Annotated in this window: 9 protein-coding genes; 7 read left to right on the forward strand and 2 right to left on the reverse strand. The window is 73.7% G+C overall.

The genetic code is table 11. The features are described from left to right. Positions 1–87 precede the first annotated feature (87 nt). The 5 genes from ACZ7G1_RS14330 (at position 88) to ACZ7G1_RS14350 (ending at position 5,237) form a co-directional block, all read left to right on the forward strand. On the forward strand, positions 88–954 hold the full coding sequence (locus tag ACZ7G1_RS14330) for a PaaX family transcriptional regulator (RefSeq protein WP_470871070.1): 867 nt from the start codon (positions 88–90) through the stop codon (positions 952–954). 204 nt (positions 955–1,158) lie between these two features. Beyond that, a complete protein-coding gene (locus ACZ7G1_RS14335; protein WP_470871068.1) occupies positions 1,159–2,550 on the forward strand; it encodes an NAD(P)/FAD-dependent oxidoreductase in 1,392 nt (463 codons plus the stop codon). An 85-nt stretch (positions 2,551–2,635) separates the two neighbouring features. Beyond that, on the forward strand, positions 2,636–3,193 hold the full coding sequence (locus ACZ7G1_RS14340) for an MFS transporter (RefSeq protein ID WP_470871066.1): 558 nt from the start codon (positions 2,636–2,638) through the stop codon (positions 3,191–3,193). Positions 3,194–3,207: 14 nt separating this feature from the next. Next, positions 3,208–3,900 carry an MFS transporter gene (locus ACZ7G1_RS14345; RefSeq protein WP_470871064.1) on the forward strand — a complete coding sequence of 231 codons (693 nt, stop codon included), beginning with the start codon at positions 3,208–3,210 and terminating at the stop codon, positions 3,898–3,900. 20 nt (positions 3,901–3,920) lie between these two features. Beyond that, positions 3,921–5,237 carry a carboxylesterase/lipase family protein gene (locus ACZ7G1_RS14350; RefSeq protein ID WP_470871062.1) on the forward strand — a complete coding sequence of 439 codons (1,317 nt, stop codon included), beginning with the start codon at positions 3,921–3,923 and terminating at the stop codon, positions 5,235–5,237. A gap of 16 nt (positions 5,238–5,253) precedes the next feature. Here ACZ7G1_RS14350 and ACZ7G1_RS14355 read toward each other — a convergent pair whose 3' ends face one another. Together ACZ7G1_RS14355 and ACZ7G1_RS14360 are read right to left on the reverse strand one after the other, a co-directional pair. Continuing rightward, positions 5,254–8,970: a choice-of-anchor D domain-containing protein gene (locus tag ACZ7G1_RS14355; protein WP_470871061.1), complete on the reverse strand. Its 3,717-nt coding sequence runs from the start codon at positions 8,968–8,970 to the stop codon at positions 5,254–5,256. Positions 8,971–9,305: 335 nt separating this feature from the next. After that, on the reverse strand, positions 9,306–9,971 hold the full coding sequence (locus ACZ7G1_RS14360) for a GOLPH3/VPS74 family protein (RefSeq protein WP_470871060.1): 666 nt from the start codon (positions 9,969–9,971) through the stop codon (positions 9,306–9,308). 158 nt (positions 9,972–10,129) lie between these two features. On the opposite strand from ACZ7G1_RS14360, the gene ACZ7G1_RS14365 reads away from it, so the two are divergent. Together ACZ7G1_RS14365 and ACZ7G1_RS14370 are read left to right on the forward strand one after the other, a co-directional pair. Continuing rightward, positions 10,130–11,074 carry a LysR family transcriptional regulator gene (locus ACZ7G1_RS14365; protein ID WP_470871059.1) on the forward strand — a complete coding sequence of 315 codons (945 nt, stop codon included), beginning with the start codon at positions 10,130–10,132 and terminating at the stop codon, positions 11,072–11,074. 92 nt (positions 11,075–11,166) lie between these two features. After that, on the forward strand, positions 11,167–12,534 hold the full coding sequence (locus ACZ7G1_RS14370) for a carbohydrate-binding protein (protein WP_470871058.1): 1,368 nt from the start codon (positions 11,167–11,169) through the stop codon (positions 12,532–12,534). Positions 12,535–12,560: the final 26 nt, after the last annotated feature.

Raw genomic sequence — 12,560 nt, forward strand, 5'->3', positions numbered from 1 at the left:
GCCAAAGTTAGGCACATTCTTGTCTGCGGTCAATAAACTGCCGAACATTTGCTCTGAGGTGCGGCCTCCCGGGCCTACGCTGTCCCCGTGATCGCAACCGACCCGGCCCAGCCGTCCGAAGCCGACCCCGAAGCGCCCGGACGCGGGGCCCCGCCCCGCACCCAGTCCCTGATGCTGAGCTTCTTCGGCATCCACGTCCTCGGCACCGGCACGGCCCTGTCCTCGGCGAGCGTCATCGACGCCTTCGCCCGCGTCGACGTGGGCGAGGACGCCGTGCGCTCGACCCTCACGCGGATGGTCGGCCGGGGGCTGCTCGAACGTCACCGGCGCGGCCGCAGGATGTACTTCTCGCTCACCGAACGGGCCGCCGAGGTCCTCGCCGACGGCGAGGAGCGGATCCGCCGCACCGGCGCCGTCAACCGCGCCTGGGACGGCACGTGGACCCTGGTCGGCTTCTCGCTCCCCGAGTCCTGGCGCCGCGAACGCCACGACCTGCGCTCCCGGCTCGTCTGGGCGGGCTTCGGCCCCCTGCAGAGCGGTCTCTGGGTCGCACCCGGCCGCGTCGACGTCGCCCGCGTCGCGGCGGAGCTCGGGCTCGGGGACCGTATCAAGGCCTTCCACGGCGAGGCCGCCGCACCCACCGAAGCCGGGCCCCTGCTCCGTACAGCCTTCGACGTCGACGCCATCGCCGAGGGCTACCGCGCCTTCCTCGCCCGCTGGGGCGACGGGCCGCCGCCGGCCGAAGCCCGCGACGACCTCGGCCTCCTCCTGCTGCTCCACACCGACTGGCTCGACCTCGTCCGCAGCGACCCCCACCTGCCCGCCGAGCACCTCCCCGAGGACTGGCCGGCCGAGCGCGCCGAAACCCTCTTCCGCGCACTCTCCGAGCGCTTCGAACCCGGCGCCCGCGGCATCGCCGACGAGATCCTGGACCGCTGGGACCCGAAGGCGTAACACTCGCCCGACGGATCGCGATCCGGCACGCGGGGCACGCCGGGCCCGCGGTCACGCCACCGCAGGACCCGCGGCCGCGCGCCGTGGACCGGCGTCGGCTCTTATGTCAACACCATTGACCTTGCTCCGCACCACGGAGTCTCATGGGCGGCACTTCGGAGGCTCCCCTCGCCCGGGCGTCTCCGCGACCCGTAAGGAACGCCCATGGATCACCTCAGCTCGCTCCGGGACGTGGCGCACACGCCGTTCTGGCTCGACGACCCCCGCCGGCCGGGGCCCGCCCCCGCGCTCGTCGGCGGCACGACCTGCGACCTGCTCGTGGTCGGCGGCGGCTACACCGGACTCTGGACCGCTCTGGTCGCCAAGGAGCGCGACCCCTCCGCCGACGTCGTCCTCGTCGAGGCGGACGAGATCGGCGGCGCCGCCTCCGGCCGCAACGGCGGATTCTGCGAGGCGAGCCTCACCCATGGCCTGGCGAACGGCATCCAGCGCTGGCCCGAGGAGATCGGGCTCCTGGAGCGCCTCGGCCGCGAGAACCTCCAGGCCATCGAGGACGCCATCGAGCGCCACGGCATCGACTGCGACTGGGAGCGCACCGGCTCCCTCGTCGTCGCCACCGAGCGCTACCAGCTCGAAGGGCTGAAGGAGGAGGCCGAGGCAGCCGCCCGCTACGGCGGCAAGCCGCGCCTCATGGACGCCGAAGCCGTTCGCGCCGAGATCGACTCACCGACCTTCCTCGGCGGCCTGTGGAACCAGGACGACGTCGCCATGGTCAACCCGGCACGGCTCGCCTGGGGCCTCAAGCGGGCCTGCCTCGACCTGGGCGTCCGCATCCACGAGCACACCCCCGCGACCTCCCTCGACGAGCACGGCGCCGTCGTGAGCGTCGGCACTCCCTTCGGCCGGATCACCGCCCGCGGGGTCGCCCTCGCCACCAACGCCTACCCGTCCCTGCTGCGGCGTCACCGCCCGTACACCGTCCCCGTGTACGACTACGCGCTGATGACCGAACCGCTCACCGAGGAGCAGCTCGCCTCCGTCGGCTGGAAGCGCCGTCAGGGCTTCGCGGACTGCGCCAACCAGTTCCACTACGTCCGGCTCTCCGCCGACAACCGCATCCTCTGGGGCGGTTACGACGCCGTCTACCACGGCGGTCCGGTGCGCGCCGAGCACGACCGCAGGCCCGCGACCTACGCGACGCTCGCGGAACATTTCTTCACGACGTTCCCGCAGTTGGAGGGGGTTCGGTTCAGTCACGCCTGGGGCGGGGCCATTGACACCAGCACCCGTTTCTGCGTTTTCTTTGACACGAGTCACCAAGGCAAGGTCGCCTACGCCGCCGGCTACACCGGTCTCGGCGTCGGCGCCACCCGCTTCGGTGCCGAAGTGATGCTCGACCTCCTGGCCGGCGAACAGACCGAGCGCACCCGCCTGGAACTCGTACGCCGCAAGCCGCTGCCCTTCCCGCCCGAGCCCGTCCGCTCGATCGGCATCGGCATCACCAAGTGGTCCATGGCGCGCGCCGATCTGAACGAGGGACGCCGCAACCTCTGGCTCCGCACCCTCGACCGCTTCGGCCTCGGCTTCGACAGCTGACCCGCGCCACCGCTCCGCCCCCTCCCGCTCACGCATGACCCGCCGTCCGACCCGCCGTCCCGGGTCGCGGCCGAGGAGACCCGACATGAACGCACCCGAAGTCAGGCCGGCGGGCCCGGCCGCGCCGGAGCCCCTGACGGCCGGCCCGGTGGCCGACCGAGGCGCCCTGTTCCGCCTGATGCCCATGCTCACGGTGGCCAACGCCGCCATGTTCATGGTCTACATGGGCATCGGCGCCGTGCTCCTGCCCGTCCAGGTCGAACTGATCGACCCGGCGAACAAGGTCGCCAACTTCGGACTCGTCTCGGGCGTCGCCGCCATCTTCGCGACCCTGTTCAACCCCCTGGCGGGTCTCCTCTCCGACCGCTCCGGCCGCCGCAACCCGTGGATCCTGGGCGGCGGGCTCGCCGCCCTCGGCGCGCTGGCCCTGCTCGGCGCCGCCCGTACGGTGCTCGTGGTCACCATCGGCTGGTGTCTCGTCCAGGCGATGATGAACGTCTACCAGGCCGCCCTGACCGCGGTCGTCCCCGACCGCGTCCCCGTCGAACGGCGCGGTCTGGCCTCGGCGATGGTCGGCATCGGCACCCCATCGGCTCCGCGATCGGCATCTCCACCGCCGCCCTGTTCGTCCCCGGCGACATAGCCGTCGGCTACCTCGTGTTCGGCGCGGTGATCGCCGGCGCCGCCGTCCTCTTCACGGGTGTGGTCCGGGAGCGGAAGCGGCCGGCGGTGCGGCAGGTGCCGCTGCGCGGGCAACTGGCCGCCTTCGCGGACACCATGAGGTCGGCCGACTTCCGCTGGGTCTTCATCGGCCGCTTCCTCATGATGCTCGGCTTCTTCTCCGTCGCGCTCTTCCAGATGTACATCCTCCAGGACCACATCAAGCTCCCCGCGGGGCTCGACCCCACCGAGGCCGTGGCCTTCAGCGCCCCGATCGACGCCGGCGTCACCCTGCTCGCCACCGTCCTCGGCGGCCTGCTCTCCGACCGCATCGGCCGCCGCAAGCCCCTCGTCGGTCTGTCCTGCGCGCTCTCCGGCCTCGCCATGCTCGTGCCGGTCGTCAAGCCGGACTGGACCGGCATGCTGATCTTCACCGTCATCGCCGGCCTCGCCTTCGGCTGCTACATGGCCGTCGACACCGCCCTCGTCACCCTGGTCCTCCCGAGCGCCGACGACGCCGCCCGCGACATGGGCGTCCTCAACATCGCCAACGCCGGCCCCCAGATCCTCGCCCCGTTCCTGGCCTCCCTCCTCGTCGGCGCCCTCGGCTACGACGGCCTGTACATCACCGCCGCCCTCATCACCCTGGTCGGCGCCGCCGCCGTCATCCCGATCAAGTCGGTCCGCTGACCCCGCAAGGAGCCCCTCGCATGTCCGAATCCCTCGTCACCACTTCCCGAGGGCCCGTGCGCGGCGAGCGCCGTGCCGACGGCAGCCTCCGTTTCCTGGGCATCCCGTACGCGCAGCCGCCGGTGGGTGACCTGCGGTTCGCCGCGCCGGTGCCGCCGGAGCCGTGGACGGAGCCGCTGGAGGCGACCGCGTACGGCCCGACGGCCCAGCGCCGTCCCTTCGCCGAGGTGACGACGATCCCCGAGCCGTCGATCCCCGGCGCGGGCGTCCTGAACCTCAACGTGTTCACGCCCGACACCGCCCCGGCCGCCGGCCTCCCGGTCCTCGTCTGGATCCACGGCGGCGGTTACGTCGCCGGCTCGGCCGCCAGCCCCTGGTACGACGGTGCCGCCTTCAACCGCGACGGCGTCGTCCTGGTCTCGCTGGGCTACCGGCTGGGCATCGAGGGCTTCCTGCACCTGGAGGGCGCTCCCGACAACCGGGGTGTACGGGACTGGATCGCCGCCCTTGAGTGGGTACGGGACAACATCGCGGCCTTCGGCGGCGACCCCGCCAAGGTGACCATCGCCGGCCAGTCGGCGGGCGGCGGCGCCGTGCAGACGCTGCTCGCCGTCCCGGCCGCGCGGGGCCTGTTCCGGGGAGCGGTCTCCTTCTCCGGCGCGGTCATGCGGCCGCAGGGCCGGGACCAGGCCGAGGCGGTCTCGGCGTTGTTCACCGCGCGGACGGGCGTCCCGGCGACGGCCGAGGCGCTGCGGGACCTGACCGATGACGAACTCCTCGACCTCCAGGACCACTTGGCCGAGCCCGGACCGGAGCGCGACGAGCTGCCGATGGTGGTCCTCGCCCCCTTCGCGGACGGGGAGCTGATACCCGAGCCGGTGCACGAGGCGCTGGTCGGCGGGCAAGCGGGTGCGGACATCCCGCTGATGCTCGGCTTCACCGCCCACGAGTTCGGCATGGTGGAGCCGCCCGAGCTGGGTGCGATGCTCACCGAGAACCTGTTCAGGGCGCCGGTGGTGGAGCTCGCCGGGGCCCGCGCCCGGGCGGGCCGGCCGACCTGGCTGTACCGCTTCGACTGGGAGGCCACCGCCCCGGGCTACGAGGGCCTTGCCCACCACTGCGCGGACCTCCCCTTCGCCTTCGACCTCCTGGACGCCCCCGGTGTCGCCGAGGCCCTGGGCGGGAACCCGCCGCAGGCCCTCGCCGACGCCGTGCACGAGGCCTGGGTGCGGTTCGTCCGCGACCTCGACCCGGGGCCGTCCTGGCCGCGCCACGCGGCGGAGACCCGTACGGCCCGGATCTGGGCGGCCGAGCCCACCACCGCGCGGACGGTCTGAACCCGCCCCGGCGGGCTCAGTACCCGATCCGGACGCCCGTGACCGCGTGGCGGTCGGTCAGGCCGCCGTTGGCGGCGCTGAATCCGACCAGGACGTTACGGGGGAGGGTGATCGCCACGTCGATGACCTGGGTGTTGTCGACGAGGACGATGAGGCGCCCGGCGGCGGTGACGTTCACGTCGACGACGTGGCTGCCCGTACGCAGGGCGGGGACGTTCGTGGAGGTCGCCGCGTACCGGAGGGTGGTGCCGGTGCCGCCGGTGGACACGGCGACGAAGTTCGACGACGGGTCGGTGCCGTTGCGGTACGTGTCCAGGGTGACCGCGACGCCGGGGAGCCCGCTGAAACCGAGCCCTCCGCCGCCGTTGCCCAGGGACGCGGGCGTCGCCTGGGTCGCGTCGAGGAGGAGCAGGGCCATGCCGTCGGCGCCGGTGCCGCCGGAGAGGGTGGCGGTGAAGCGGGCCCGGAGCCGGGCCGAGGGGACGGCGGTGGACTGGATCGCCGAACCCTTGGCGTACGTCTGCACCGGGGTGAGGACGAGCGAGGTGCCGGACAGGGCGGCGCTGCCGTTGTACTTCCAGCCGTTGGGGCCCGGCGGCGGCACGGCGTACGAGGGGGCGGTGATCGTCGCACCGCGTACGGCGTGGATATCGGTGATGCCGCCGGTGCCGCCGGTGAAGGCGAGCAGGGCGGTCGGCGGCAGCGAGGCGACCGTGGTCCGCAGCCGCTGGGTGCCGTCGACGGTCACGGTGAGCGTCTTGCCGACGACCGTGACGGTGACGGCATGGGTGCCGGCCCGCAGGTTCGGCACGTTCGAGGTGGTGGCCGCGTAGGCGAGGGTCGAGCCGCTTGCGCCGGTGGCGACGCCGATGAAGTTGGCGTACGGATCGCCCGGGTTGCGGAAGGTGTCGAAGGCGACGGCCACCCCGGGCAGGCCCGCGAAGCCGAGGCCGCCGCCGACGCCGCCGAGCGCGGCCGGCGTGGTCCTGGCCGGGTCGAGGAGGGCGAAGGTCTGGCCGTCGGCGCCGGTTCCGCCGCCGATGACCGTGGTGAATGAGGCCTTCAGACCGTCGGTGAGCACCGGGACCGGCCAGACCGCCGTGCCCTTCTGGGACGCGCTCGCCTGGGTCATCTGGAGGTCGTTGCCGGAGACGCGCGCGGAGCCGTTCAGTTTCCAGCCGCCCGCGCCGGGCGAGGGGACGGTGACGACGGTGCCGGAGGTCCCGGCTCCGGTCAGGGTCTCCTTCAGGGGCCCCTGCCCGTCGTCGGCGGTCAGTTCGTACGCGGCCGTCACGGCTCCGATGGCCGTCGGCGAGAAGGTGACGGCCTGGTGGACCACGTCCTCGGGGCCGAGGACCTGGCCCTCGCTGATCGGGTTGGTCACGTGGAAGGGCGCCGCGGGCGGCTTGGCCTTGGTGATGGTGAGCGGGATGTTGCCGGTGTTGCTGATGTCGAAGGTCCTGGTGACCGACTCGCCGACCTTCACCTGGCCGAAGTCCGTCGAGGTGGGCGTGATCGTCAGCTGGGCCCTGCCGGTCACCGCCGTGCCGGTCAGGGAGACGGACGCGGTGCCGCTCCCGCTGGTGAGGGCGAGCGTCCCGGTGTGGTCCCCTGCGGCGGTCGGCGCGTACGCCACCTGGACGGTGACGGACTGGCGCGGCGGTACGACCGTGCCGGCGGTGGGCGGATCGGCGACGGCGTACGGGCTGCCGGGCAAGGTGACCGCGGAGATGGTCTCGTCGGCCGTGCCGGTGTTCGTGAACGTCACGCCGAGCGTCTTGCGCGAGGTGGTCGGCACCGTGTCGAAGTCGAGCGCTCCCGGGGAAGCGAGCAGCCCCGGCCGGGTCCCGTAGCCGGTCAGACCGAGCGCGCTGTCGCCGAAGTTCGTGGCGAAGGTCAGGCCCGAGGTGTCGGCCCCCGGGGAGGTGGGGGAGAAAGTGACCTGCGCGGTGTGCGTCTCACCGGCGCGCAGGGTGCGCGGCAGACCCGCGGAGGTCGCCGTGAACCTGCTGCCGGCCGGGGTGCTCACCCCGGTGAGCGTCACGTCACGGGTGGCCGTGACGGTCGCCGTCGCCGTGCCCGACGCGCCGACCGCGACATCGCCGACGTCCACCGGCTCGCCGTGCAGCGCCGAGTTCGCGGGACGGCCGAAGGCGAGCACCTTGCCGTCCCGGGTGCCCACGTAGATCCGCCCGTTGTCGGTGGCCGGCACGGCGAACTTCGACGCCACCCCGATCGGCGCCGACCAGCGCAGCCGCAGCTCCCCGTTCACGGGCACCGCGTCGTACGCGCGCAGCTGCCCGTTGGCGCCGCTCGCCCCGTCGGAGGCGATGGCCCACACCAGCGCCGAGCCCGGGTTCGTGCCCGTGGACGTCACCACCGGCGAACCCGAGGTGTAGCCGAACCGCTGGGCGCTGCTGCCCGTGTTGCTGAGCACCGGCATGCCCGAGCCGCTGAGCCCGTACGCGGAGGCCCGCAGCGGCCCGCCGCTGCCGATGGTGTAGACGTACCCGCCCTGGCCGCCGTACACGGCCGGATGCCCCCACACCCCCTCGTACGGCCCGAACGAGCCGAGCACCTTGTCCGTGCCGCCCGGCCCCTGGCTGCGCCCGCCGAGGTCGTCGCGGTTCAGCAGGAACAGCCGGCCGTCCTTGCCGATCTCCACGAGGAGCCGCGGGTACCGGCTGGTGCCGAAGTACTCGTCCGGCAGGGCGACCGGGCCGCCCGATCCCAGGTCGGTGTCGTTGAGGTCGAGCTGGGAGGCGTTGGACGGGCTGAAGAAGTCCTGCGCCGACATCGTGCCGTCGCTGTTGACCCCGAGCCGCACCACCGATTCCGCGAGCTGGCCGGGCGGCCGGTTGCCGGGGCCGGGCGCGGGGGAGACCCCGTTGCCCGTCGAGAACAGGATGCGGCCCGGGCCGTCGGAGACCAGCCCGCCGCCGCTCATCCAGATGCCGGCCATGCCGTTCGCCGACTGGTCCTCGGTCGCCCACAGCGTCGTCCTGCGGGTCGTCGTGCTGATCCCCATGACGTAACCGACATAGGGTCCGCGGTCGCAGTGCGAGGCGAACGCCGCGTACACCGAGCCGCCCATCAGGAGCAGCCCGGGCCGCTGACCCGCGGTGTACGGGTTGAACGCCCGCCCCGGATCGTTCACCGGAGCGCCCGCCACCTTCACCGGCCAGCCCGCGCGTTCGGCGCCCGTCTCGGGGTCGAGGGCGTGGACGTACCAGTTGGGGTGCTGGACGTCGGGGCCGTCGTTCACCTTGGACGTCAGGTAGACGGCGTCGCTGACCGGGTCGTACACGGGCGTCGACGTGACCCCGATGTTCGGCACCAGGTCGCCGCAGCTGATGGCCGAGGCGGGGAAGGGCGCGCCGAAGTCCTTGGCCCAGTCGATCCGGCCGGTGGCCGCGTCGATCCCGTACGCCTTGTTGTTCTCGGTGGCCGCGATCAGCGTCCGTCCCACCACCAGCGGCTGGGCGTAGACCTGTCCGTCGACGGCGGTCGAGAACTGGAGGCCGAAGTCCGAGCTGGACACCTGGTCGGGGGCGAGACCCGGTTCGTCCCGGTCCCATCCGGTGCGCAGGTTGTCGTGCGAGATGGTGGTCTGCTCGGCGACGAGCCGCCCGGACCCGGCGGGGCTGCCCAGAGCGGTCGCCGGTCCCGTCGCGAGGGACAGCGTCAGGGACATCGTCAGCAGTCGGGTGAGCGCCCTGAACCGGCCGGCCATCTCTTCCACCTTCACGTGGACCCACGAGGACGAAGACGAGCCCTTCGCCGGCCCCCATCCTGGACGGTTCCCCCGCCCACGTACACCCCCCGAGGTCAACCCCCTCCGCGTCCACCCGATCGGCCGCCACGACCAACGCCCCCGCCCCCCTTGCGGGTTGCCCCTATCGGTGGACGGCGGCGGGGCCGACCGGAGCAGCCCGCGCGCGCCCTGCTGGAACGTCTACGGCGATGCCAGGGGGCCCGACAGCGGCGACGGGCCCCCGACCGTGCGGTGCCGGCACCCGAAGTCGACGCACCAGTTCATCTGACCAGGCCCGGGTCGGGGCGGCCGGGTCAGCTGCCGGCCGCGACCACGGTCACGACGGCGATGGAGGCCATCGTGGCCTGCATGTCGCGGATTGCCTTCCGGACGTCCTCGGCGGCCCACTGGCCGTCGGCGATCGTGTCCAGGCGGGGCGTGATCGTCTTGCGGGGTACGTCGGGGAAGGCGAGGCGGTGCAGCTTCGCGCCGTGTACGAGGGCGAGGAGGCCGGCGGTGCGCTGGTCGGGCTCGGCGCCGTCGAGGACGACGGCCCGCAGCCGGTCCCTGAGCTCGCGCTCGGCGGAGCCGTCGGCCTCGGGGTAGCGGGTGACGGGGAACAGGCCGAGGACCTTGTGCTGCTCGGCGCGGACCAGACCTCGTCCCCGCAGGCTCTCGACGGTCGCCTTCACGGCCTTGGGGTGGTCCTTCGTCAGCCACTGGGTGACCTTGCGCCCTTGCTTCCGGCCGGCCGCCCACGCCTCGATCGCCCGCAGCCGCTCGTCCAGGAGGGGGACGCCGGTGGGGGTCGGGTCCGCGACCCACAGCCGTCCTCCCTCGACGCCGACGCGTCCGGCGAGGACGAGGTCGAGGAGGATGCCGCCGGCGACGGCCCAGGCCGCGGACTGCCGTTCCTTCGCCGCGCCGGACTCGTCGTCCAGCGACAGCAGCATGATCTCCTCCGCGAGCGTGACCGTCACCGCGTGCTCCTTGCCCTCGTGCGCCGTCGGCGGCGCGGGTGGCGCCCGGCCGTCCTGTGACCGGAAGGACGAGCGGAAGATCGTTTCGGTTCCCGGGGCGGCCGGTCCCGCGGGTGTTTGGTCTGGACCTATCGGGCGGGTGGCGGCAAGCTCTCGGTATGGACTTGGAGTTGAGACACCTCAAGACGATCCGGGCCATCGCGGACGCGGGGAGTCTCACGCGCGCCGCCACCGCGCTGGGGCTCGCGCAGCCCGCGCTCAGCGCCCAGCTGAAGCGGATCGAACGGGCGCTCGGCGGCCCGCTGTTCGTACGGGGAAGGGACGGCGTCCGTGCCACGGCGCTCGGGGACCTGCTCGTCGAGCGGGCGCGGGTCGTGCTGCCCGCCGTCCGCGAGCTCCAGGAGGAGGCGGTGCGGTTCGCGCGGGAAGGGGCCGAGGGATACCGCCTCGGCGGCACCCACGGCCCGCTGCTCGGAGGCCTCGTCGACCGGATCGCCCGCACCGACCCGGGCGCGCAGGTGACCACGTACACCTCCTGGTCGGAGCGCGAGATCGCCCGCGGAGTAGTCGCCGGACGGCTCGACTTCGCGCTCGTCGGCGTCTGCGGGGAGAGCGGCGCTCCCGAGGCGGGCCGGCTGGCGTGGACGGAGGTGGCCCGCGACCCGGTGTACGTCATGCTCGCCGCCGACCATCCGCTGGCACCCCGTACCGAGATCGACCTCGCCGAACTCGCCGCGGAGGCCTGGACCGACGTGCCAGGCGACGGTTGCTTCGGCGACTGCTTCGCGGCCGCCTGCGTCCGCGCGGGCTTCACACCGGCCTGCGTGTACGAGACGGACACCGCGTCCTGTGTGCACCTCGTCCAGGTGGGCAGGGCCGTCGGCCTGTGCCGGGCCACCTTCCCGGTGACCCCCGGCCTCGTCACCCGCCCGCTGGCCGGCGCGCCGCTCGTCTGGCGGCACCTGCTCGGCTGGCACCCCGAGGGCCGCGCGGCCGGCCGCGCCGCCGCCGTCCTCCGCCACACCCGCGCCGCCCACGCGGAGGCGCTGGCCCGGAGCGCGGGCGGAACACCGGCGCCGGAGCGGCCGCGAGCCGGGGCATAACGCGAAGGCAGGGGTGAACTGGCCGCTGCCGCCTTCTCGTCCGGACTCCTACGTTCTCAGCAGATCCCCCACCGAGAACCGAGGAGACACCCATGCTCCGACGACACGCCCGCGCGGCGTGTACCGCGCTGGCCGCCGCCGGCATGGCGCTGGCCGGACTCCAGACCGGCTCCGCCACCGCGGCCCCGCGCGCACAGGACACCACCCCCGCCGTCAGCTCCGCCGCCCGGACCCTCGGCGCCGCCTCCGCCCAGCCCGAGCTGCTCCAGGCGATGGGCCGCGACCTGGGCCTCACCCGCTCCCAGGCCCTCAGCCGCCTCGCCAACGAGGCCGAGGCCGGCGCCACCGCCGCCCGGCTCCGCCAGGACCTCGGCGGCGCGTTCGCCGGCGCCTGGGTCGAAGGCGCCGATTCCGGCACCCTGACCGTCGCCACCACCCGGGCCGCCGACACCGCCGCGATACGCGCCACCGGCGCCCGGGCCCGCCTCGTACCGCACAGCCTGACGGCCCTGGAACGCGCCAAGGAGACCCTCGACCGGGCCGCCACCGCCGAGGCCCCCGTCCGCTACGTCGACGTCCGCGCCAACGTCCTCGTCGTCGAGGAGACCAGGCCCGGCGCCGGAGCGAGGCTCGTCCGCGCCACCGGCGTCCCGGGCGACCTGGTCCGCGTCGTCCGCACGGCCGAGGCACCCCGCCCGCTGTACGACCTCCGGGGCGGCGACGCGTACTACATGGGCGGCGGCCGCTGCTCCGTCGGCTTCCCCGTCACCCGCGGCACCACCCAGGGCTTCGCCACCGCCGGACACTGCGGCCGGGCCGGAACCACCACCACCGGCTACAACCAGGTCGCCCAGGGCACCTTCCAGGCCTCCGTCTTCCCCGGCAACGACATGGCCTGGGTCGCCGCCAACTCCAGCTGGACCGCCACCCCGTACGTCAAGGGCTCCGGCGGCGCCAACGTCCAGGTGACCGGCTCGGTCCTCCAGCCCGTCGGCTCCTCCGTCTGCCGCTCGGGCTCCACCACCGGCTGGCACTGCGGGACCGTCCAGCAGCACAACACGTCCGTCACCTACGCCGAGGGCACCATCACCGGCGTCACCCGCACGACCGTCTGCGCCGAACCCGGCGACTCCGGCGGCTCCTACATCTCCGGCAGCCAGGCCCAGGGCGTCACCTCGGGCGGCTCCGGCACCTGCTCCAGCGGCGGCACCACCTTCTTCCAGCCGCTCAACCCGATCCTCCAGAACTACGGACTCACCCTGAAGACGACCGGGAGCGACCCCGGCCCCGGTCCCGGCCCCGGCGAACCCCAGCCGGGCGGCACCTGGGCCGCCGGCAAGGTCTACACCGCGGGCGACACCGTCACCTACGGCGGCGCGAGCTATCGCTGCCTCCAGGGCCACCAGGCCCAGACCGGCTGGGAGCCGCCCAACGTCCCGGCCCTCTGGCAGCGCCTGTGAACCGGGACCGTCCCTGACCGGGGGCG

The sequence above is a fragment of the Streptomyces sp. NPDC037273 genome (genome assembly GCF_055603625.1).